The following is a 22,701-nucleotide window of genomic DNA, read 5'->3' as shown; positions in this document are numbered from 1 at the left end:
TCAGGCAAACAAATCATTGACCACCTTTCCGGCCACATCTGTGAGCCGGAATCTTCTTCCCTGATGCTTGAATATCAATTGCTCATGGTCCACCCCAAACAGGTGTAGGAGACTGGCGTGAAAATCATGTACATGCACGGGATCCTGAGTTACATTGTATCCAAACTCATCCGTAGCACCATAGGTGAAACCTGGCTTGACGCCAGCGCCCGCCATCCACATGGTAAAGCAGCGGGGATGGTGATCCCTGCCGTAATTATCGGCAGTGAGCGTACCCTGACTGTACACCGTCCTGCCAAATTCACCGCCCCAGACGACCAGGGTGTCTTCCAGAAGGCCCCTTTGTTTTAAATCCTTGATCAAAGCTGCCGTCGCCTGATCGGTTTTGGCGCACTGGTTTCGGATTCCTCCCGGAAGGTTACCATGCTGGTCCCAGCCCTGGTGGTAGAGTTGTACAAACTTCACATCCTTTTCGATCAGTTTTCTGGCCAGCAGGCAATTGGCTGCGTAAGTTCCGGGGTCCCGGCTATCTTCCCCATAGAGATCAAAAACCCAATCCGGTTCGTCTGACATATCGCTTACCTCGGGGACGGAGGTTTGCATGCGAAAAGCCATTTCATATTGAGAGATCCGTGCATTGATTTCCGGATCCCCATAGGTATCGTATTGCAAGCCATTGAGTTCCTTCAGGTAATCCAGCATTTCCTTTCTGTCCTGTCCTTCATAGTTTTCAGGATTACTCAGGTACAATACCGGATCCTTTCCCGATCGAAACTGTACCCCCTGATGCTGGGAGGGCAGGAAGCCATTGCCCCAAAGGCGGGCATACAAAGGTTGATCCCTGACGGCATTTTTAGAGACCAATACCACAAAGCCCGGTAGGTTTTGGTTTTCGGATCCCAAACCGTAGGACATCCATGCACCCATGGAAGGCCTTCCCGGCAATTGGTGGCCCGTTTGCATAAAGGTAATGGCGGGATCGTGGTTAATCTGTTCGGTGATCATGGATTTGATAAAACACAAATCATCCACCACTTCTGCTGTATAGGGCATAAGCTCGCTTACCCAGCTCCTGCTCTGCCCATATTGTTTGAAATTGAAAGCCGATTGGGCCACGGGGAAAATACTTTGGTTGGCACTCATGCCGGTCAGGCGCTGACCTCCCCGAATGGATTCCGGTAGGTCTTTTCCATGCATGTCAGTTAGTTGGGGTTTATAATCATACAGATCAAGTTGAGAGGGTCCCCCGCTTTGAAAGAGATAGATAATACGTTTGGCTTTAGGCGGATGATGTGGAAGTCCGGGTAATCCTCCCCCGGGCCCGAGGCTTTTTGCCATCAGACCATCCTGGGTAAAAATAGAGCCAAGGGCCAGTGCGCCCATGCCCATGGCCGTTCTGGAAAGAAAATCCCTTCTATCCATCTTTTTTTCCAGTTCATGGAGCTCAGGGAGGCCCTGAAAGCGGTGTTTTTTATGGTGATGGCACATGTTATCTTTTCGTTATGGTGGCATCGGAATTCAGAATGGCACTGGCTACCACCGTATTGGCAGCCCAATCCAGGCGATCCGGTTTTTCCTGAACGGGATAGGATCCGGTACTAAGCCAGCCATCCATCTTTTCCGGTGCGTTTTTGAATTTATTGATTTCATTGGTCCTTAGGGCCAATAATACTTCTATTTCCTGCGGCTGGGCAGCTCTTCCCGTAAGTTTTCGGAATGCTTCCTGTATGCCTTGCCGGGTTTCCTGATGCCGGGAAATGCCGGCACCCAGCACCTTGGCGATTTCTACATAAATGGGGTCATTCATCAAAACCAAAGCCTGAAGCGGGGTATTGGTCTCCTGCCTTTTGATCGTGGTTTCAGAACGCTCCGGACTGTCAAAAATATGTAGGGTAGGATGTGGAACAGATCTTTTCCACAGGGTATACAGACTGCGCCGGAAAAGATTTTCCCCTGTATCTTCTGTGTATTGGCCGCCATTGACTGACCAAAGACCGTCGGGTTGGTAGGGTTTCACACTGGGGCCGCCGATGGTTTTACCCAGCATGCCACTTGCCAGCAAGGCATTGTCACGGATCATTTCTCCGGGCATTCTTCCAGAAGGTCCCCTGGCCAGCAAAATGTTTTCAGGGTCTTTTTCCAGAAGTTCCGGGCTCGTCACGGACGATTGTTTGTAGGTCTCGGAAAGGACGATCATTTTCTGAAGCTTTTTCACGTCCCAGCCAGATTCCCGGAAGGTTACCGCCAGCCAATCCAGTAATTCAGGATGGCTGGGCATTTCTCCCTGATTGCCAAAGTCAGCGGCTGTAGCCACCAGCCCCCTGCCGAAAAATTGCTGCCAAAGCCGATTGACTGCCACCCGGGCGGTGAGGGGATGACGCTCATCCAGGAGCCATTTGGCCAGTCCAAGCCGGTTTTTTTCATAAGCATCTGCCATGGGTAATATGGCTTCTGGAGTCCCGGCCTGCACTTCCTCTCCATGAGCATGGTATTCCCCTCTTTCCAGTACAAAAGTAGGTCTTTTGGGTTCCATGTCTTGCATGATCATGACCTCCTGTATGGGTTCTACCGTCTCAGAATGCTTTTTTCTTGCGGCCGCTAATTTTTTAAGTTGACTTTTGTAGGCCGGAGAAAGGTTGTGCCAGTAAAAGCTTTCCATTGCATTTCTTTCCTCCGAACTCAAATCGTTTGGAGATTTTTTTAGTATGGCTGCCAGCAGATCTGGTTGTAGCCACTGCATGATCTCCACTGCCGACAATTCCTTATCAAATACCTTCAGCTCATCAACTGCGGCCCCTTTCAGTCCCTTACCTCTCCAAACGGCGCCAATTTGAATACCCGGTTGGTTATTGCGGTCAAATAAAATGTCTTTGTATAGCTTGTCTTTGACCGTTTTGCTGGCCATTAGTTTTCCGTTCAGGTAGGTTTTTATTCCCGAAGCTTTGGAGGAGCCATCATAGGTCATCAATAGATGTATCCATTCATTTCTCGGTATACCTTCCAGAGTAAGGTTGCTGATGACATTGTAAGGAGCCGTGTGGGCAAGAATCATTTCCAACTTGTTATCTTTCAAGTATAAATGATAACCGCGTCGATTGTAAAGTACCGCTCCGTCTCCGGTATGAAAAATGGCCCCATTATCCAGATTTTCGGGAACAGTGAGCCAAATTCCCACGCTAAAGGGTTGGTCCTTGGAAAAACTTCCTACGCCCCCCATTTTCAGCCAGGAGTCACCATTAAGAGAAGCCGCTTTTCCCCGGTACCCGTCCACCAAAGGCGGTTGTTTACTTTCCTCTCCTATACTTTCCATACTACCGGCTATGGAAGGATTTACCTTGTCCTGCAAGGGAACCTCATCAAAATCAAAGTGCGCGATCAAGGAAGTAGCAGGACGGTAAAAGCGCGTTTCTTTATACCCTTGACTGCTTATCCAGCTGTCAAAATCAGCTTTTTCAGCAATTTTGATAGCGCTGAGTGCTTTTTCTGTCTCCGTTATTTCCTTTTTCAACATTTCCAGCAGGGCGTCCTTTTCACTATCTGTCCAGAGCATGGTGGGCACAGGCATGGCATTATCCCAGGAGATCTGACCGGCTTCGTCCACCTGATTGAAAAAGCTGCTCATTTGAAAATATTCTTTTTGACTTACTGGATCGTATTTGTGGTCATGACACCGGGCACATTCCAAACTCAGGGCCATAAATGCTTTGCCTACCGTATTGGTCCTGTCTGCGACATATTCAACTCTAAACTCTTCTTGTACGATACCCCCTTCCATGTTTTGCGGATGGATTCGGTTAAATGCCGTGGCCAGCATTTGTTTTTTAGTAGGGTTGGGCAGAAGATCCCCGGCAAGCTGCTCGGTGATAAACTGATCGTACCCCATGTTTTGGTTGTATGCTTCAATGACCCAATCCCTCCAGGGAGACATGTCTCTAAAGCGGTCTACCGTATAGCCATGGGTATCGGCAAAACGAGCCACATCCATCCAATGCATGGCCATTTGTTCACCATAATGTGGAGAAGAGAGCAAACGGTCTACCTGTTTTTCATAAGCCTTTTCTGAATCATCGGCCAAAAAGGCATCCAGTTCTTCCAGGCTTGGAGGCAAACCGGTTAGGTCCAAACTTAGTCTTCTGAGTAACAATTCCTTATCCGCTTTTTCATTGGGTTTTAAACCGTTGTGATGCAGTTTCTGAGCAACAAACAGATCAATGGGCTGTACGGACCAATTATCCATTTTTGGATCGGGCAATTCAGGCTTGTTTGCCGGGATAAATGCCCAGTGCTTTTTATACTCCGCACCGGATGCAATCCATTTGACAATGATGGCCTTTTCCCGGTCGGTAAGGCTAAGGTGAGATTCCGGGCTGGGCATCAGGTAGTCGGGATCTTCAGAAAGAATCCTGTGGAAAACTTCGCTTTTTCCGGGTTTTCCGGGCTTGATGGGAATCAAGCCACTTTCTGAGGTAGGAGCATAGGCTGCTTCTGGCAGATCCAGCCGGACTCCGGCTTCTCTGGCTGCTTCATCCGGCCCATGGCAGGAAAAACAATTGTCTGATAGAATGGGCTTCACATGAATGTTGAAATCCAATTCCTCCGGCAATTCTTCCATGGCGATTTTTATTTCTTCCGGCAGGTTTGGCTTGCAGGAAACGGCCAGGGTGATACTAAATATGCATAAATAACGTACTAACATTATTTTACATGGGACAAGTTTAATGATAAAGTTAAAACTAATCGAAATTTTACTCAGTTCCCATATTTTCATAAAATAATAGGCCCTCTGATGGAAAGAAACCCCATTGATAGCCTGGTGTAAGGAAGGGAAATTGAAAATTGGCCCTGTTTTTGAATTGGGGCTATTTCAAGAAAACCAACGATTAATTACCATGAAAAAACTACCTTTTATTTTCACATTATTGATCATGGGAGGCCTGGCTTCCTGTGTGTCCAAAAAGAAATACACCTCCCTTCAGGGGGAATTGCACAGCACTCAGGTTGAGTTGGCCCAAACCAGCTCTGAAAAGGAGGCCCTTGAAGCCAAATTCGACCAAATCCAAAGCAGGGTAGCCGAGTACAACGCCAAAATTAATTCCTTGAGGGGTGATAATGAACAATTACTGGAAAAGAATGGCAGGATGATGTCTCAAAGCGGAGATATCTTGGTTTCTGACCAATTGAGAATGCAATTGGAAAAGACCATTAGCAAGATAGATACCGAAAAATTGGCTCAGGCAAAGACCCTTGAGGACTCCGTTAACCTGGCGATTTCTCATAATCTTTTAACGGCTATCGGTGGAAAAGGAAACGAACAGGAGGAGGACATTGTCATTGATATTGACAAAACAGTGGTCATGATTTCGGTTTCGGACCGGCTATTGTTCAACACTGGAAGTTTCCGGGTAAATCAGGAAGCCAATCCACTGCTGGAGAGACTATCCGCAGTTATCAATTCGGAACCCAGCCTGGAGGTAATGGTGGAGGGTCATACTGATCCCAGGTCGATTTCTACAGCTACCGTTCAGGATAACTGGGACCTGAGTGTAAAGCGGGCAACATCTATTGTCAGAAAGCTGGTGGAGAATCATGCTGTAGCTCCGGAACAACTGATTGCAGCCGGAAGGAGCAGTTTTTTCCCGGTAGTGGAAAATGACAGCCCTGAAAATATGGCCAAAAACCGAAGAACCCGGATCATATTGATTCCGGATCTGGATAAGTTTTTTGCTTTGATGTAATTATTTTAAGAAGCCCGGTCTACTTACCGGGCTTTGCTTTTTACCATTGTATTTTCCTGTTCCGGATAGCATTCCTTAAGCCCGATGATGGTATCAAGTTTCGTTTCATTTTATTTCTTTATTGTAGATTACAGGCATTTGTCCTTTCCATTTTTCCCATAGGCCATTTTCTCCAATCAGTTTGGCCATAGCATGCGCTACATTTATCCGGCTGGTTTTACCCGGATTGAAAAGTGCGCTTCTTGTTGGAGAAGCATGTAAGGTATAATCGGAGACTTCTTCCCTGTCAATCAATGTGTCCGGCCGTACCACCACCCATTCAAGGAATGGGTGCTTTTGGCCGATTTGATTTCTTAGAAAATCAGCGGCTGCTTCATTGTCGGTATGGGGTGGTAACAGCAGCCGGATAAGGGCGATCATGCATTTTTCTGCGAAAGAACCAGGTTCGGATAAGTCTCTGTTTTGGTTGCCGGCCGTATTCATCAACACCAACTTGACGGGATTTTTGGATTTATTCTTTTCAACAGCCCGGCAAAGCAACTGAACGGATTGGCTTACCAATTTTCGAGGAGCACCATAAATGCCTTTCAAGCTCAGGTTGTGGCCAAGACAGGAAGCCAGGGTCTGACAATCTTTAATGTAATCAGCTAATTCTGCCTCACTGAGGCTGGATATTTCAGTCCTAAAGACGGAGACTTTGTCATTTGTTAGCCAGGCATTGGGTATTTTCGCATGGGGACGAACGATAACTTTGACGCCTTGCCCCAGCAGCAGCAGTTGGCTTACCAGGTGCTTTCCTGTAGCGCCACTGGCACCGATGACAAGTGTTTTATTGTTTTTCATAGTTTAAATCACTTAGATCAGTTAAACTGGTCAATGCTTTCATTATCTCAATCGGAAAAGCATCCAGGGCGATGTTGCTTATATCTATTTATAAATCCGCACGGGCATAGAAATCCTTAAAATAATTGTAATCTGCTTCTAAATTCTTTAAGGTAAAACTTTTTCTTTGATGCATATATTTTTTTAACAATAGGGTTGGAGTCTTTATCAAAAAAGGTGATCCTTTCCAATACGTTTTCAAAGGAGTCCTTGATGTTAATGGATAAGATGTACTTTTTTACCTTTTGTATAAAATATAGTCAGTTTTAATAGGCGCAATGCCACTTTGCCTGAAATCCGATATGATCTGTCCTTTGTGGTGGCTGAAATGATTGGCCACGTGGAATAAGATCTCCTGAACCGTATTGGTAAATTCTGTTCCTTGTGAATTGCCATATACGATCATTTCATCCAGTGCTCTCTCCTCTAAAATCTGCAGGGTTTCCTGATAATTTTCCCGATCTAAACTTTTGCAGGCCTCCAGTGGATGGATTTGGTGCACACCTAAGGTGTCTTTTTTGGTAATCCGGGAATTCCAAATTTGGTGGGCATTCAGGGTATGGCAAAAAAGTGGGATGGTTCGATCTGGCAATCTTTTTTCGTGTGCAATCAGTTGGTCGATCAGTTTTTGATTGAAGTGATGGTGGTAAGTAAAAATGTCGATAAAGAAGGTTTTCATATTCTAAGTCCTTTCCAATAATCTATTTTTGAGTTCTTCCTTTATAAAAACGACAGGAATATTTAAATTATTAACATGTTGGCTTCAATATCGGGATTATCCAGATCATTTAACAAATAGTTTGATGGTTTAATTTGATTATTGCTAATCTATTAAGTAGCCCAGTAAAACCATAAAAATCAACAGGAAATCCAAATTTTAGTGAATCCTCCTTAGTAAGGGGGATTTGGATACGTACGGATTACCGCTCACGGTATTACCAGAGAGTTTTCTCAGCCCGTTGCAACGATACCCATTCAGCACAAATAGCCCTGGAATTTCTATATAAGCAAAAAAGCCGCTGATTTCAGCGGCTTTTTTTTAAGTAAAGTGTAAGTTATCAAACTAAGCTACAATGGATTCCAGTATCTTATTTAAGGTAGCACTGGGCCGCATCAATTTGGAGGTCTTATCTCCATCGGGCCGGTAATAACCGCCGATATCCATGGGTTTTCCCTGCGCCCCAATCAGCTCCTCATTGATAATATTTTCCTTTTCCGCCATTTCTTTGGCCACCGGTGCAAATATTTTTTTCAATGCTCCGTCTTCTTCCTGATTGGCCAGGGCCTCTGCCCAGTACATGGCCAGGTAAAAATGACTGCCCCGGTTATCCAACTCATTTACTTTTCGGGAAGGAGACTTGCCCTTTTCCAAAAATTTGGCAGTGGCCTGGTCCAGGGTTTTTCCGAGAACTTTAGCCCGTTTATTATCGAAGGTATCTCCTAAATGATCCAGAGACACTGCCAGCGCTAAAAATTCTCCCAGAGAATCCCATCGAAGATGTCCTTCCTCTACAAATTGCTGCACATGCTTTGGCGCAGATCCACCAGCCCCGGTTTCAAATAAACCTCCACCATTCATCAGAGGTACGATAGAAAGCATCTTGGCACTGGTACCCAGTTCCAGGATAGGGAAGAGGTCGGTAAGGTAATCTCTCAGCACATTTCCGGTTACCGAAATGGTGTCTTTTCCAGCCTTGATCCTTTCCAGGGAAAACCTGGTAGCTTCTACCGGAGACATGATCCGGATATCCAGGCCACTGGTATCGTGGTCTTTGAGGTATTTTTCTACCTTTTGGATCAATTGGGCATCGTGGGCCCTGTCTTTATCCAACCAAAATACGGCAGGAGAACCAGTAGCTCTGGCCCGGTTCACGGCCAATTTGACCCAATCCTGAACCGGCGCATCTTTCACCTGGCACATTCTCCAGATATCGCCCTTTTCAACGGGATGTTCAAAAATCACTTTTCCACTTGCATCGCTTACCTTGACCGTTCCATCCGAAGGAATTTCAAAGGTTTTGTCATGAGAACCGTATTCCTCAGCCTTTTGTGCCATGAGTCCTACATTGGGCACGGAGCCCATGGTGGTAGGGTCAAAGGCACCATGCTTCTTGCAGAAATCTATGGTTTCCTGATATACGCCTGCATAAGAACGGTCCGGGATGATGGCTTTGGCATCCTGCAATTCATTGTTTTTATTCCACATCTGACCGCTGGACCGGATCATTGCCGGCATGGAAGCATCGATGATCACATCAGAAGGAACATGCAGGTTGGTAATCCCTTTATCGGAATTGACCATGGCCAGGTCCGGGCTGTCTGCGTAGCAAGCCTCAATATCGGCTTCTATGGCTTTCTTCTTATCAGCGGGCAATTCGTCCAGGGCGGATACCACGGCCGCAAATCCATTGTTGGGATCTACACCGAGATTTTTTAAGGTAGCCGCATGCTTTTCAAAGACAGGAGCAAAAAAGACGGTCACCGCATGCCCGAAAATGATGGGGTCGGACACCTTCATCATGGTGGCTTTCATGTGCAGGGAAAACAGTATCCCTTGTTTTTTAGCTTCCTCTTTTTGTTCCTGCAGGAATTTTCTCAATGAGCGGGTGCTCAATACGGCGGCATCTACCACTTCCCCAGCCTGAAGGGCAAGCTTTTCTTTCAATACTTTTTTGCTGCCGTCTTTAGCCGTCAATTCGATTTTTACCGAAGTGGCCTCCGGAATGGTAACAGACTTTTCGCTGCCATAAAAATCGCCTTCAGACATACTGGAAACATGGGTTTTGGAACCGGCTTCCCATTTGCCCATGCTATGTGGATTATTTCTGGCAAACTGCTTCACCGCCTGTGGTGCCCTGCGGTCTGAATTTCCTTCCCGCAATACGGGATTCACAGCAGAACCTTTTACTTTGTCGTATTTGGCCTGAATGTTTTTTTCCTGCTCATTCTGAGGATCATCAGGATAGTCGGGAAGGGGATAACCCTGAGACTGCAATTCCCTGATCGCTGCCTTCAATTGTGGCAGGGAAGCACTGATGTTGGGCAATTTGACGATATTGGCTTCGGGGGTTTTGGCAATATCTCCCAGTTCGGCCAAAGCATCATTGATCCTTTGATCCGCTTTTAAAAATTCCGGAAAAGTAGCGATGATCCTCCCGGAAAGGGAGATGTCCCTGGTCTCCACCACCACACCGGCCGAATCTGTAAAAGCTTTGATGATGGGCAACAAAGAATAGGTGGCCAGAGCCGGTGCCTCATCAGTCAATGTATAAAGTATTTTTGGGGTTTTGTCACTCATATGGTTATTTGTTTTCTGATTTTCGTTAAAAATGAATGTCGATTTAAAATCGGTGGCTAAAATACGAAAAAAAAATGTATTGGTAGACCCGCCTGCTATATTAAGCGAAATTCCCCTGCATCCAACAAAATTGAATCAGCCTCGTTTAGAAAATCTGTAATCATTAATTTCTATGGCAATGTATTTGATTTTATTGTGGCTGTTCCTGACCAGTGGAGCAGTCGGATCCACAGCCTTTCCTACTGTTTCCCCGAATGAAAAACAACTGTTTGAGCTGATCAATACCTATCGGCTGAGCCGGGGCCTGGAGGCAGTTCCCCTTTCAACAGCTCTGACAAAAGTAGCTCAGATCCACGCCAAAGACCTGATGGAAAATTACCAGCAGAGCAAACGCTGCAACATGCATTCCTGGTCCAGGGAAGGTCCCTGGACGGATTGCTGCTATACCGACAACCACAAAGACCCCAACTGCATGTGGGACAAGCCAAAGGAAATCGCAGGATACGACAGCCCCGGATACGAAATTGCCTACTGGCACTCTGCTGCCGCCCAACCGGAAGATGCCCTGGAAGTCTGGAAAAAAAGCCCGGGTCACCATGCTGTCCTCGCCAATCTGCCGCCGTTCAATGTGGCCAATTGGAAAGCCATGGGCGTGGGGATCTATAAGGAATATGCGGTGGTCTGGTTTGGGGAGATGGAGGATATTCCATAAAGTCTTATAAAAAAAGTGCACCACAGATTACGCAGATTAACACAGATAAAAGATTGGGTGAAGAACGCCACTGGGTGAAGTAGGCCACTTCACCCTGCTATCTTCGCCGTCGTAAATTGAAAAGACCTGCCTAAAAGCCATTTGCAATGGCTAAACGTAAACGCTTCCAGCAATGATTTTCTAAACGGTCTGTCCATGGGACCCGGCATTGCAAATGCCTCACTGGCGTAAATAAAAGGATAAAAGGGATGTAGATGCAATCTACACCCAGGCCTGGTAAAAGAATAGAGACTGGGTGAAGTATGCCACTTCACCCTGATATTTTCGGAGTCATAAACGGATTTGAACCGTCCGAAAACCATTTGAAATGGCTAAATGGGCGCATTTCCGGGAGTGATTTTCATATGTCCGTAGTATCCGGCTTTGCAAATGCCTCGGCTCTCGTTTGTCAACGGAAATTAGGCATGTAGTTGCGGCTTATATCCGGTCTAGCTCGGAAGCTAGCAGATTGTACTTGCATTCATTGAACCCAAATTAGTAGCACACAAAGGATCAATGCTGCAAAATACCGCTTCTGATTGGAATTTTTAGTACTTTAGGGAACGATAAAAAGCAGCGCATGAAAAACGTAAACCTTCAGGATTCAACGCATGACCGGCGTAAATTTCTTAAAAAAGCAGGTTTGGGCATGGCAGGCCTGGCATCTTTTCAGCCCGATTCTCTGGGAAACTTCCGGCATTCAATAAGCCAGGAAAAAAAGGTGGAATTGGCCATTGCCACCATCACCTGCGATGGATTTGGGGACGAGAACTTTGAGAAAGCCTTTGAAATCATTCCTCAACTCCCTTTTAAAAATGTGGAATTCAACTGCTGGTATGGCCGTAACCTTACCCCTTCGGGCATTGGCAGCATACAGCGACGCTGCTACGAACATGGCTTGACCCCCATCTGTGTGCAGGGCAGCTCCTTTGGGGCAGAAGGAAACATCGTAAAGGATGTTGCCCATAAACTGTGGCTGATGGAAGCAGCAAAAAAACTCGGTTGCCGCCGTGTAAAATGTACCGGGGCCGGCCGGGGGAAAGCTGGAGGTCCCGAAGCCGTGGTGGAAATCGTTCGGGAATTAGCCCCTGCTGCGGAAGAAATGGATGTACTGCTCCTGCTGGAAAACCATGCCAATAACAACATCGAATTCATTGAGGATTATGGAAAAATTTTTGATGCCGTTAATTCCAGCCATCTGGGCATGTGCATGGACAATGCCCACTTCAATGGTTCCAATGTGGACCTGATGGAGGTCGTGGATAAATTTCACGAAAAAATCCTCCACATAGACATCAAGGATACCGAAAAAATGGGTGTCCATAAGGTGGTCAATTTTGGTGAAGGCGTGACAGACAATGATGGGGTGATTCAAAAAATGCTGGAGCATGGGTATGAAGGTTACCTTTTGGTAGAAATGGCCCCGCCAATCAATGAGGCTACCCTGGTAAATGACCTGACCCGGGCTTACCAATTATTCGAAAAATACCAGAAATAGTGATTGCTTTATTCCATCATCCGCCAACCCTAGTCGTGTTTTGATGGGTTGAATCTGGTCAAGAAAATCACGTAAAACCTGTCAGGTTTCATTTACTCAAAGTTTGTTGTTGATTGAATATCAACAAAAACCTGACAGGTTTGCGAATTTTGGGTAATAACCAAAGCGCTTCCAAAAGAAAAAACAACACCGTCATGCGATTAAAAAAACCAGACCTATACCTGTTTTCACTAATCATTTTAATGGTACCTGTTATTTTCTCCTGTGGCAGCAATGAGGAAAAGTCCGGACCCAGGGTAGTGAAAGGAGTCACCCTATTGGATGATCGCCTGGAATTGACCCTGATGAAGCAGGCTCCTGATATTGTTACCCCCATAGGCATTGCGGTAGATGAGCAAGACAGGATATATGTGTTGGAGTCCCATACCCACCAGCCGCCTAAAGACTATGGTGGTCCCGACCATGATATCATTAAAGTATATGAAGACAGCAATGGAGATGGGAACTGGGACAAAGAATCGATATTTGCGGAAGGGTTAATAGAAGGGTTAAATATTGCCTTTTCACCGGAAGGTCAACTCTATGCGGTGACCTCCAAAGAAGTGTGGAAATTTTATGATGAGGATTGGGACGGGATCAGCGAGAAAAGCGAAAAGCTGATGGCCTTTGCCCAACCCAAACAGGTCTATGTCCATGCAGCCATCCTGAGCATTGCCTTCGACACGGAAGGATACATGTATATCGGCAGGGGCAACACCGGAGCAGCCCACTGGGTTTTTCAGGGCAGTGATGGCAAAGAAGTATCTGGTTATGGAGATGGCGGCAATATTATCCGGGCCAGAACAGATGGCTCCGAAGCTCAAATCTTTTCTACGGGTTACTGGAATCCGTTTGACCTGAAATTTGACAATTACGGTCGCTTGCTGGTGGCAGACAACGACCCCGACAGCCGCGGCCCCAACCGGTTGGTGCATGCGGTAAGAGGCTCCCATTTTGGCTACCAATCCTTGTTTGGGGGCAGCGGCATTCATCCCTACCTGGCTTGGAATGGTGAATTACCAAATACCTTACCTTATGCAGTCCCTTTGGGTGAATCTCCTTCCGGACTGCTGAACGCCAACCTGGGCAGACTGCCTCAAGATTACCATGATCAGATGCTCTGTACCATTTGGGAAGAAAGCAGCATTGTCCGCATTGCCATGGAAGAAAAGGGCCTGTCCGTTAGCGGATCCACGGAGGTGATATTGCAGGGCGGCGAGGACTTCAGGCCGGTGGCTTTTGCCGCTGACAGTAAAGGCAATATCTATTTTACCGATTGGGTGGAAAGAGTGTACCCCAATCACGGAAAGGGCAAAATATGGAAGCTTTCGGCAAAAGAAAATACAGAACTTTTGGTGCAAAGAAGCCTTTACGATCCCCCTATTGCCAACGAAAAGGTGAAGCGGTTAAACCAATTGCTATCAGACTCAACTAATTTTGACCAGCATTTCAAAAACCTGCGATCCGATGATCCCTTCGTTAGACATGCTTCGGTTATGGGCTTAAGCAGGGAGGTGCACCGTGAAAAATTGGTGCAGGCCCTACAAAATGAATCCGCCCATGTGCGGCTGGGCGTACTATTGGCCTTAATGGAATCAGAGCATCCCGATGGGGCTGAGCTTGCAGGGCAATTTTTGGAAGATCCTGATCCCGAAATCCGAAAAATGGCACTGATATGGATAGGCAGCCAGGGCTTCGTCTCTCAAAAAGCAAATCTGGAATTGGCCCTCACCACTGGCGAGTTTACGACAGCATTGTTCGAAACCTATCTGGAAACAGTCAAACTTCTGGAACCGGGATTTTTAAAGGCATTCACTAATAAACAGGAAGAAATTTCCAAACGGATTCCTTTAAAATTACCGGATGGATTTATTGCTGAAATCGTCAGTGATCCTTCCAATCCTTCGCAGATGAGGGCCTATGCCCTCCGCTACCTGGAGGATCCTGCGGAGCAGAAAGACCTTCTCCTGGATTTTTTATCCCTGGAAAAAGAGGAGGACCTGCTAATGGAAGTTATCCAGACCCTTGCCAATATACCGGATAAACAAGTAGCCGAAGCCCTGCTTCAGGTGAGTCTGTCAGGAAGCAGGCCCATAAATTTACGGGCAGAATCGCTGTCGGCACTCTCCAGGCAGCCTCTTGAGGCCTGGAGGGAAATTATTCCCCTATTGGAAGTTTCCAGTGAAAACCTTGCCATAGCTGCAGCCAGGTACCTGCGGAACAAAAACGGAGAAGATGAGGTAAAACAAGCCATGGAACGGGTATTGAATGACGGCAGCAGTTGTGACAGCGAAGGCCTGCGACAACAGCTGATGCTGGCCTTGTCACAGGATACCGGCAAACGACCCGATCCACAGGAATTGGATCAGTGGAGCTCCCTCCTTGAAGGCCCGGCCGATCCGGACCGGGGCAGGAGGGTATTTTATTCCAACACTTCGCTTTGTTCCACCTGTCATGTAGTAGAAGGTCGGGGAGGAGACCTGGGGCCCGACCTGAGCAATGTAGGCAAATCAAAGGACAGAAAGGGACTGATCGGTTCCATACTGATGCCATCAGATGAAATGAGTCCCGAATGGCAAGGCTGGTACATAGCCATGAAAGACGGCACCCGGTATGATGGCCGGCAAATAGACGTGGGTTATGATGACATCAAATTGTATACCCAGACAGCGGGATTTGTCCAGGTAAAAAAAGCGGATGTTTCGGAATATGGCATGTCAGAAACTTCCCTGATGCCTGCAGGCCTGGAACAGCGGCTAAGCAATCAGGACCTGAAAGACCTGCTGGCCTTTCTGGAAAGTCAGTAGCTCTCCTTTTCGTTGGGAAAATCCTTGGCTTTTACATCTTTAATGTAATTGCTGACCGCCTCGTGCATGGTGCTGCGGATATCGGCATATTGCCGTAGAAAACGAGGCTGAAACTCCTGGGTGATGCCCAGCATATCGTGCAATACCAGCACCTGCCCGTCTACATCCGGACCAGCACCAATTCCGATTACGGGAATAGAAACCTGCTCAGCCACCTTTTTGGCCAATTTGGCGGGAATTTTTTCCAGTACCAAGGCAAAACAGCCACAGTCTTCCAGTACTTTGGCATCTTCCAGCAACTTGTTAGCTTCATCCTTTTCCTTTGCCCTGACGGTATAGGTACCAAATTTATAGATTGATTGAGGGGTAAGGCCCAAATGACCCATTACAGGTACCCCGGCGCTTAAAATCCGGACCACCGATTCTTTGATCTCTGCTCCCCCCTCCACCTTTACGGCATGGGCTCCGGACTCCTTCATGATCCGGATAGCAGAGCGAAGAGCTTCAGAGCTATTGCCCTGATAGGAGCCAAAGGGAATGTCCACCACTACCAATGCCCTTTCCACCGCCCGCACCACGGAGGTGGCATGGTAAATCATCTGATCCAGGGTAATGGGAAGCGTGGTTTCATGACCGGCCATTACATTGGAGGCAGAGTCGCCCACCAAAATCATATCTATGCCGGCACTGTCCACAATTCCGGCCATGGAAAAATCATAGGCGGTAAGCATGGAAATCTTTTCATTCCGCTTTTTCATCTCCTGCAGGATATGCGTGGTGATCCGTTTCAGGTGGGTAGATTGGTGTACAGACATATCAGTGCAGGTGAACGGTGGAGGCTTCAGGTTTTAAATCTACAGTAATGTGTTCGCTAAGGGTAGTGGCCAGTTCAAAGCCGGCATAATCAGGAGAAACGGGAAACAACTTATGACTTCTGTTCACCAGTACGGCCACTTCTATTTGCTTGACATTGTCTTCCAAAAAGGGAATCATCGCATAGGCCAGGGTTTTACCCGTATTGAGCACATCATCTACGATGATGATGCATTTTCCATCAAATGGACCCTTGTCCGACAGGACGATCTCCCCGATTTTGGGCTTGGATTTGTCCAGTGTCACTGCGATCAGGTCCACCTTTATCGGAGATATTTCGCTTAGTTTTTCAGCGATCAATCCTGCCAGGACATGACCCATGCCTGTCAATCCGGCAAAAATCAATGCTGTTTCTCCCACATTGCGTTCATAGATTTCATAGGCTATCCGCACGATTTTCTGTTGGATCTGCTTGTGGTTCAGCACTAGGGTTTTTGTTTCACTCATGGGACAATTAGGATTTTAACCCGAAAATATATCCGGATGGAATAAAAAAAGAAAATTACTTTAAAAGAAACTGATTTCAAAGGATTGCCGGTTTTTTACGGCTTCCGGTGTCCTGAAGTCACAGCGGATTTCCCGTCAACTAGCGGTGGTCATCTTCTTCGTACAAAATCTTTAGGTAGCTTTCATAGCGATAGGGATGAATGTATCCCTGCTCCAGCACCTCCAATACCTTGCATCCCGGTTCATTGACATGCCGGCAATTATTGTACTTGCACTGGCCCAGGTATTTCCTCAATTCCACAAAGTAATGAGAGAGCTCCTCATCACCAATATCCAATATGCCAAATTCCTTGATGCCGGGTGTATCCACGATGTAAGCATCCTGGCCAAAGGGAAACATTTCGGCAAAGGTAGTGGTATGGGTCCCCTTTGAGGTGGATTTCGATACCGGCTGAGTGGTTTGCCGGGCAGCAGGCACCAGGCGGTTGAGCAGGGTAGATTTTCCCACCCCGGAATGTCCGGTCATCAGGGTGGTCTTCCCTTCCAGCAGCGAACCAAAAACCGGGATCATTTCCTTGTCATATAGTGCTGAAATAAGGATCACCGGATAACCCAGCGGCTCATAAATTTCCTTGATCAGTTCAGCATATTCCTTGTCCTTTTCCTTGATGATCTCATCCGATTTATTGATGATAATGCTGGCAGGAATCCTGAAACTTTCTGTACTTACCAAAAACCGGTCAATAAAACCGAGTGAGGTCCTGGGATTGCGCACGGTCACTACCAGGTAAGCCTGGTCCACGTTGGAAGCCAGGATATGCGAAAAGTGCTGCTTCCGGGTAGATTTCCGGATGATGTAGTTTTCCCGGGGAAGGATTTCACTGATGACGGCAGTTTCCTGGTCTTTCTCCTTTTGCAGGAGGACATAATCTCCTACCGCAATGGGATTGGTGAGTTTGAGCTCATCCTGCTTGAACTTGCCCCTCAGCCGGGCTTTTAACAGGCCTTCCGGGGTTTGCACCTCGTACCAGGATCCTGTGGTTTTGATTACCCTTCCTTCCATGTTATCTCTTTGATGGTGTCGATGGTTTTTTCTGCACTGCCCAGGTTGGACAAAAGCAGCTTTTTGGCAGCCTGGCAGGTCTTTTGATAAGGTTCAGGCTGCATCAATTGGTTCATGGTTTCAGCCAGCATTGCTTTATTTTTTACCGGGAAGCCACAGCCATATGCTTCGCTGATGCCTGCCTCCGGAAACCTGGATACCTGTTTCAGTTCTCCAAACAAGACCGGTATGCCAAAAGCCAGCGGCTCCAGAATATTGTGCAGGCCTTTCCCAAAAGCTCCTCCCACATATGCCCATCGACCAAACTGGTAGAGGGAGGAAAGCATGCCAATATTATCAATGATCAATACCTGCCAATCACTTTTGTTTTGGACAAATGCCGAATACCTGATGCAGCGTTTTTGGATGGATTGCTCCCACCGCTGGATGGTAGGTACGTGAATGTTATGTGGGGCAAGTATAAATTGCATGTCTTCCGCCTGGTTGATCCAGGGTATCAGCAGGTCCATGTCTTCCTGCCATACACTCCCCAGCACCATCACAGGAGCTGTGATCCCCTCCCGGATATCCGGAAAAGATTTGGGTTGAGTGCTGATCCGGGCCACGTTATCAAACCTTGGGTCTCCGGTGACACTTACCCGGGTACAATTGATTTTTTCCAAAAGATCTTTGGACAGGCTGTTTTGGGTGAAAATATGGTCGAATTGGTAAAGTAGGTTTCGGAAAAAGCCACCATACCATTTAAAAAACACTTGTTCCGTTCTGAAAGCTGCCGCCACCAGAAAGAGCGGAACACCCTGCTTTTTCAATTCTCCTATATGATTGGCCCAAAGGTCATATTTGATAAAAACAACTATATCTGGAGAAAGGATTTTCACAAACATTTTGGCATGGGCAGGGGTATCGGTGGGAATATAGGTAATGTGATCCACCCACAACTGTTTTTTCTTGATCGCCTGTTCATAGCCCGAAGGACTGAAGAAGGAAACGGCTACTGCCCAAAAGGGATATTTCTCCTTGAAGGCAGCGATTACCGGTTTCGCCTGTTCGTATTCCCCCAGGGAAGCCACATGAAACCAGACCAGTGGACTGGGATGTTTTTTTCTAAATGCCTCCAGTTTTTCAAACAAGCCTTCCCTACCTGCGACTCCCTGTTTCAACCTGGGAGACCAATGGCTGCCCAGCTTCATCAGCCCATCCATCAGCAACATCCCCAGTTGATATAAAATCTTCATGGGGCAAAATTACATCAAAAATATTTCTTTGAGCAACCCGGCTTCCAGTTCATGTCCTCCGGGATAATATTTGATTTGTAACTGGGATAGACCTGCGCTTGTTAGTTGTTTCAGTTGCGCCTGAAAATTAGCTGTTGCCAGAAATGGATCTTCTTCTCCCAATGCTGCGATTACCCGGCTGTTGGCCAGGGTCTTTTGGAGTAATTCTGGATCCAGGTCATGGGCCGGAGCGCCTCCCCAGAAAACGACCTTGTCCAAATCCAGTTCAGCCTGACAGATCCAACGGCTCATGGTGGCGGCTCCCTGAGAAAAACCCAATACATGACTGTGTTCAAGTTGGGGAAGTTGCTGGCGCAGGTTTTTGATCAGGGCATTGAGGTAGCTATTGGCATTGGCCATATCGTTCTCCCGCTCATGTTTGGTCATCCAGTTGGCACCCACCCTTCCGGAAAAACCCTTCAGATAAAAGCGGTTGAGACCTTCAGGAGCCACCATCAAGGTTTTTGGATCAAAAAGTGCTGAAAACTTCTTGAGAAAGAAATTCCCCAATTGCCCGTACCCATGAAATACCAGCCAAAGGGAGTTCTCCTCTCCGGACGGCTGATGGCTCAGGTGGTACATGTGCTGCTGCCGGAAGGAAATATTTTGCCGAACCATCACTGATTCAGGTCTTCAAACTTAAAAGGCAGCAAGGCATCTATTCCATGGGCCTGAAGCACCGTTCCATCAGGCCTGTACATCAGTATTTCGATGGGTTTTTTGAATTTCATTTCGTATTCACTGATACTTTGCCTGCAAAGGCCACATGGGGTGACGGTGGCCAATCCACTATTATCCGCTTTTTTTGCCACTATGGCCAGGATTTCAGGTTTCAGATCGGGGTGATTGGCATGGGTATAACCCAGCAAAAGCCGCTCTGCACATACCCCCACCGGAAAACAGATGTTTTCCTGATTGTTGGCCCAAAAGGTTTGACCATTTTCCAAAACTACTGCTGCACCAACCCGAAAATTGGAGTAGGGGGCATAAGCCAGATCAACCGCTTTGGTGGCCAGTTGGATCAAATCCTTACGTTTATCATCCAGATCATTCCAGGGGATGACTTGTAAAGTGTTGGTATGTGTAATTTTTTGGTATTCTTTCATCTGTTTATAATTGCTTCTTTAAGGTCACGCCGATTAGTTGGGTGAGGCTATGGAATCTTTGACGATTTCAAGCAATATCCTTAAATTATCCAATTAACATTTTGTGTTAATTCAAAAGCTACAGTAAATATTCGGATTTTCACTTTCTGATACCGAAGCTTTCTATAAATAACAGAAAAAAATTTGAATCAAATTGGACTAAATTATTTTTTTTATGTTTAACTTAATTTTTTAATTTCATGAAATTCTAAACCAAATACCGACACTATAGTTTTAATTCCAGGATTGCGGGTTAAAAAAACACTTGAAAATCCGGTCCTTTAAGGTCTTTCAGACAAATAAAGCATAAAATTCAAGAAACTTAATCAAGCATTGTTCATCTTATAAACCATTTTCCTATGAATAGAAATTTTACACATTATTTATTGCTAATCTGTTTGCTTTTGCTGCAACTGCCTTTATTGGCCCAGCAAAGGAGCGTTAGCGGAAAAGTGACTTCCACGGAGGATGGAGGAATTCTCCCTGGGGTCAGCATAGTAATAGAGGGTACCACCACAGGGACGGTATCGGACATTGACGGCAATTATTCCATCGATGTACCAGGCCCCAATGCGGTTTTGGTGTATTCTTTTATAGGTTTTGCTTCCCAATCCCGTCAGGTAGGCAACAATCAAACCCTGAATGTTGCATTAAGCCCAGAGGCCGGGGATTTGGATGAATTCATTGTGACGGCCTTTGGCATTTCCCAGGAGAAAAAATCACTGGGATATGCAGCCCAAAGCATAGATTCGGAAGCGATCACCAAAATGAAGCAGCCCAACCTGGTCAATGCGCTGCAAGGGCAGGTAGCAGGAGTTCAGGTTACCAATTCGGGAGGTGCTCCGGGCCAATCTGCCCGAATCATCATCAGGGGCATTAACTCCCTGGATCCTGGTGCGGATAACCAGCCCCTCTTTGTGGTGGACGGTGTCCCTGTGGATAATTCCACCATTGAATCCTCTGGCACACCCAGGGGCCTATCCAACCGGATGGCTGATGTCAACCCAAATGATATTGAATCCATGTCCGTACTGAAAGGAGCTGCGGCCACCGCCCTCTACGGGGTACGTGCAGCAAACGGTGCAGTCATCATTACCACCAAAAAGGGGAAAGAAGGTCAGATCAGGGTCAATTACAACGGATCGGTTGGCTTTGAAGAGCTGAACCGGCTTCCCAAACTACAGGATCAGTACGGGCAGGGTTTCAGCGGAGAATACCAACCCAACAGTTTCTGGCCTTCCTGGGGGGCGCCCATCAGCGAGGTGCAGCAGACTGTACCTGATCACAGGTACCAGGACAACTGGAACAGGGCTTTCAACACCGGGGTGCAGATTGACAACAGTGTGAGTATTTCCGGAGGAAATGAAGTTGCTACTTTCTATGGCTCCTTTGGCAACCTTACCCAGGAAGGGATCATACCCTTTTCCACCTGGGACAGGACCACGGCCAAGTTATCCGGTTCGGTAAAAGCAAGTGATAAATTTGATTTTTCCGGTTCAATCAATTTCTCCAATACAGGAGGAAACCGCGTGCCACATGACCGTTTTATGGAACGCATGATGTACTGGTCTGAAACAACCGATGTCCGGGATTACATCAACGAGGATGGTACCATGCGTACCTATGGCAATACCAACCCCATATACGATGCCCGCTTTGCTACCTACGAAGACGATGTGAACAGGATCATCGGTAATATCAACCTCAACTACCACCCTACAGACTGGCTGTCATTCTCTTACCGGCTTGGAAATGATTTCTACAGTGATACCCGTACAGAAATCACTCCTGGACCAAAAGGAATAGACGGGGAAGTGGCATTGAGCTCCACCGGTCTGTTGGAAGAGACACGGATCAATAGCAGAGACCTTACGTCCAACTTCTTCATTACCCTGAAAAAGCAATTCAATTCGGATTGGAATACCAGCCTCCGACTAGGAAATGATATTTTTGAAAGGCGATTTGACGAAGTTACCGCCCGTGGAGAAAATTTTGTGATCCCTGAGTTTTATAACCTGAACAATACCACCCAGATTTTTGCCAGTCAACGGAAACGACTAAGAAGGCTGGTAGGCTTTTATGGTGATCTGATGGTGGATTATAAAAATTACCTGTTTCTGAATATTACCGGAAGGAATGACATTTCCTCCACCTTACCCAAGGACAACAATTCCTTCTTTTACCCTTCCATAAACCTGGGTTATGTATTCAGTGAAAACATGACATTGCCTTCATGGGTCACCTTTGGTAAATTACGGGCCTCATGGGCGCAGGTAGGTAAAGATACCGATCCACACATACTGGGTGCTACTTACGCCTCCCCGGATATTTTTCCATTGAACGGGCAAGTGGGATTTACCAGGAATTCGGTATTTGGAGATCCTAACCTGAGACCGGAACAAACCACCTCACTGGAATTTGGCCTTCAGACAGCTTTCTGGAATAACCGGGCCAATTTTGATGTCACCTATTACAAATCAAACGCAAGGGACCAGATCATTCCGGTGCCGATTTCCGATGCCACAGGCTACTCGTCTTATATTACCAATGCGGGAGAGATAGAAAACACCGGATTTGAGTTTATTCTGGGTGGTACTCCGGTTCAAAGCCAGGATTTTTCCTGGAACATCAGTGCCAACTTATCCATCAACGACAACGAAATCAAATCCATCAGAGAGGGAATCGATGAGATTGTGGTCGGCAGCCAGTTTGGCTATGTGGGTTCCACCGTAACCATGAAGTTAATAGAAGGGGAAGCTTATTTCATTATTTTCACCACCACCAAAACTCTGTTATCAGCTGTCGAAAATATCCTCATTAGCTTCACCATCTACTAGCTTCCTGGTTACGTGTTTACACACATAGCCAAACTGCTTGCCGACCTCCATA

16 protein-coding genes are annotated in these 22,701 nt (G+C 46.7%); 5 read left to right on the top strand and 11 right to left on the bottom strand.

All coding sequences use genetic code 11. The features are described 5' to 3' along the window. Both HUJ21_RS15565 and HUJ21_RS15560 read right to left on the bottom strand, forming a co-directional pair. On the bottom strand, positions 1–1,488 hold the full coding sequence (locus HUJ21_RS15565) for a DUF1501 domain-containing protein (RefSeq protein ID WP_291371376.1): 1,488 nt from the start codon (positions 1,486–1,488) through the stop codon (positions 1–3). 1 nt (position 1,489) lies between these two features. Further along, entirely contained in the window at positions 1,490–4,696 is a 3,207-nt protein-coding gene (locus tag HUJ21_RS15560) for a DUF1553 domain-containing protein (RefSeq protein ID WP_291371374.1), read from the bottom strand. A gap of 193 nt (positions 4,697–4,889) precedes the next feature. On the opposite strand from HUJ21_RS15560, the gene HUJ21_RS15555 reads away from it, so the two are divergent. Beyond that, the gene (locus HUJ21_RS15555; RefSeq protein ID WP_291371372.1) at positions 4,890–5,735 is read left to right on the top strand and encodes an OmpA family protein; all 846 of its coding nucleotides are present in this window, start codon (positions 4,890–4,892) and stop codon (positions 5,733–5,735) included. A gap of 105 nt (positions 5,736–5,840) precedes the next feature. Here HUJ21_RS15555 and HUJ21_RS15550 read toward each other — a convergent pair whose 3' ends face one another. The 3 genes from HUJ21_RS15550 to HUJ21_RS15540 all read right to left on the bottom strand — a co-directional run bounded on the left by HUJ21_RS15550 (position 5,841) and on the right by HUJ21_RS15540 (position 9,915). Beyond that, positions 5,841–6,578: an NAD(P)H-binding protein gene (locus tag HUJ21_RS15550; RefSeq protein WP_291371370.1), complete on the bottom strand. Its 738-nt coding sequence runs from the start codon at positions 6,576–6,578 to the stop codon at positions 5,841–5,843. A 277-nt stretch (positions 6,579–6,855) separates the two neighbouring features. Beyond that, positions 6,856–7,296 (bottom strand): DinB family protein, encoded by a 441-nt coding sequence (locus tag HUJ21_RS15545; RefSeq protein ID WP_291371368.1) that lies wholly within the window; start codon positions 7,294–7,296, stop codon positions 6,856–6,858. Between the two features lie 384 nt (positions 7,297–7,680). Then, positions 7,681–9,915 (bottom strand): NADP-dependent isocitrate dehydrogenase, encoded by a 2,235-nt coding sequence (locus HUJ21_RS15540; RefSeq protein WP_291371366.1) that lies wholly within the window; start codon positions 9,913–9,915, stop codon positions 7,681–7,683. 178 nt (positions 9,916–10,093) lie between these two features. Between HUJ21_RS15540 and HUJ21_RS15535 the strand changes: the two genes are divergently transcribed. The 3 genes from HUJ21_RS15535 to HUJ21_RS15525 all read left to right on the top strand — a co-directional run bounded on the left by HUJ21_RS15535 (position 10,094) and on the right by HUJ21_RS15525 (position 15,010). Further along, positions 10,094–10,627, top strand: a complete 534-nt coding sequence (locus HUJ21_RS15535; RefSeq protein ID WP_291371365.1) for a CAP domain-containing protein — start codon at positions 10,094–10,096, stop codon at positions 10,625–10,627. Between the two features lie 619 nt (positions 10,628–11,246). Beyond that, a complete protein-coding gene (locus HUJ21_RS15530; RefSeq protein ID WP_291371363.1) occupies positions 11,247–12,164 on the top strand; it encodes a sugar phosphate isomerase/epimerase family protein in 918 nt (305 codons plus the stop codon). A 194-nt stretch (positions 12,165–12,358) separates the two neighbouring features. Continuing rightward, entirely contained in the window at positions 12,359–15,010 is a 2,652-nt protein-coding gene (locus HUJ21_RS15525) for a PVC-type heme-binding CxxCH protein (RefSeq protein WP_291371361.1), read from the top strand. On the opposite strand, the gene panB is transcribed toward HUJ21_RS15525, so the two are convergent. From panB to HUJ21_RS15495, 6 genes are all read right to left on the bottom strand, one after another. Further along, positions 15,004–15,825: a 3-methyl-2-oxobutanoate hydroxymethyltransferase gene (panB, locus tag HUJ21_RS15520; RefSeq protein ID WP_291371359.1), complete on the bottom strand. Its 822-nt coding sequence runs from the start codon at positions 15,823–15,825 to the stop codon at positions 15,004–15,006. The genes HUJ21_RS15525 and panB overlap by 7 nt on opposite strands. A 1-nt stretch (position 15,826) precedes the next feature. Then, entirely contained in the window at positions 15,827–16,330 is a 504-nt protein-coding gene (locus HUJ21_RS15515; protein WP_291371357.1) for a phosphoribosyltransferase family protein, read from the bottom strand. Between the two features lie 139 nt (positions 16,331–16,469). Next, on the bottom strand, positions 16,470–17,393 hold the full coding sequence (gene rsgA / locus HUJ21_RS15510) for a ribosome small subunit-dependent GTPase A (protein ID WP_291371355.1): 924 nt from the start codon (positions 17,391–17,393) through the stop codon (positions 16,470–16,472). Next, complete coding sequence (locus tag HUJ21_RS15505) at positions 17,378–18,628, bottom strand: glycosyltransferase N-terminal domain-containing protein (RefSeq protein ID WP_291371353.1); 1,251 nt, start codon at positions 18,626–18,628, stop codon at positions 17,378–17,380. The genes rsgA and HUJ21_RS15505 overlap by 16 nt, the downstream gene beginning before the upstream one ends. A gap of 9 nt (positions 18,629–18,637) precedes the next feature. Next, positions 18,638–19,285 carry a dienelactone hydrolase family protein gene (locus tag HUJ21_RS15500; RefSeq protein WP_291371437.1) on the bottom strand — a complete coding sequence of 216 codons (648 nt, stop codon included), beginning with the start codon at positions 19,283–19,285 and terminating at the stop codon, positions 18,638–18,640. Then, positions 19,285–19,773, bottom strand: a complete 489-nt coding sequence (locus HUJ21_RS15495) for a cytidine deaminase (protein WP_291371351.1) — start codon at positions 19,771–19,773, stop codon at positions 19,285–19,287. Before HUJ21_RS15495 ends, HUJ21_RS15500 begins: the two co-directional genes overlap by 1 nt. A gap of 398 nt (positions 19,774–20,171) precedes the next feature. Here HUJ21_RS15495 and HUJ21_RS15490 point away from each other — a divergent pair, with 398 nt between their 5' ends. Next, entirely contained in the window at positions 20,172–22,649 is a 2,478-nt protein-coding gene (locus HUJ21_RS15490) for a SusC/RagA family TonB-linked outer membrane protein (RefSeq protein ID WP_291371349.1), read from the top strand. Positions 22,650–22,701: the final 52 nt, after the last annotated feature.

It is taken from the genome of Cyclobacterium sp. (genome assembly GCF_014762705.1).
Classification (GTDB): domain Bacteria; phylum Bacteroidota; class Bacteroidia; order Cytophagales; family Cyclobacteriaceae; genus Cyclobacterium.
Note: the sequence above shows the minus strand (reverse complement) of the source record. Positions and strands in the feature narration are given on the sequence as shown.

What these genes read in the sequence shown, in the direction of transcription:
- HUJ21_RS15565 (WP_291371376.1), bottom strand. Translation starts at nt 1,488, where the DNA reads ATGTGCCATCACCATAAAAAACACCGCTTTCAGGGCCTCCCTGAGCTC.
- HUJ21_RS15560 (WP_291371374.1), bottom strand. Translation starts at nt 4,696, where the DNA reads ATGTTAGTACGTTATTTATGCATATTTAGTATCACCCTGGCCGTTTCC.
- HUJ21_RS15555 (WP_291371372.1), top strand. Translation starts at nt 4,890, where the DNA reads ATGAAAAAACTACCTTTTATTTTCACATTATTGATCATGGGAGGCCTG.
- HUJ21_RS15550 (WP_291371370.1), bottom strand. Translation starts at nt 6,578, where the DNA reads ATGAAAAACAATAAAACACTTGTCATCGGTGCCAGTGGCGCTACAGGA.
- HUJ21_RS15545 (WP_291371368.1), bottom strand. Translation starts at nt 7,296, where the DNA reads ATGAAAACCTTCTTTATCGACATTTTTACTTACCACCATCACTTCAAT.
- HUJ21_RS15540 (WP_291371366.1), bottom strand. Translation starts at nt 9,915, where the DNA reads ATGAGTGACAAAACCCCAAAAATACTTTATACATTGACTGATGAGGCA.
- HUJ21_RS15535 (WP_291371365.1), top strand. Translation starts at nt 10,094, where the DNA reads ATGTATTTGATTTTATTGTGGCTGTTCCTGACCAGTGGAGCAGTCGGA.
- HUJ21_RS15530 (WP_291371363.1), top strand. Translation starts at nt 11,247, where the DNA reads ATGAAAAACGTAAACCTTCAGGATTCAACGCATGACCGGCGTAAATTT.
- HUJ21_RS15525 (WP_291371361.1), top strand. Translation starts at nt 12,359, where the DNA reads ATGCGATTAAAAAAACCAGACCTATACCTGTTTTCACTAATCATTTTA.
- panB (WP_291371359.1), bottom strand. Translation starts at nt 15,825, where the DNA reads ATGTCTGTACACCAATCTACCCACCTGAAACGGATCACCACGCATATC.
- HUJ21_RS15515 (WP_291371357.1), bottom strand. Translation starts at nt 16,330, where the DNA reads ATGAGTGAAACAAAAACCCTAGTGCTGAACCACAAGCAGATCCAACAG.
- rsgA (WP_291371355.1), bottom strand. Translation starts at nt 17,393, where the DNA reads ATGGAAGGAAGGGTAATCAAAACCACAGGATCCTGGTACGAGGTGCAA.
- HUJ21_RS15505 (WP_291371353.1), bottom strand. Translation starts at nt 18,628, where the DNA reads ATGAAGATTTTATATCAACTGGGGATGTTGCTGATGGATGGGCTGATG.
- HUJ21_RS15500 (WP_291371437.1), bottom strand. Translation starts at nt 19,285, where the DNA reads ATGGTTCGGCAAAATATTTCCTTCCGGCAGCAGCACATGTACCACCTG.
- HUJ21_RS15495 (WP_291371351.1), bottom strand. Translation starts at nt 19,773, where the DNA reads ATGAAAGAATACCAAAAAATTACACATACCAACACTTTACAAGTCATC.
- HUJ21_RS15490 (WP_291371349.1), top strand. Translation starts at nt 20,172, where the DNA reads ATGAATAGAAATTTTACACATTATTTATTGCTAATCTGTTTGCTTTTG.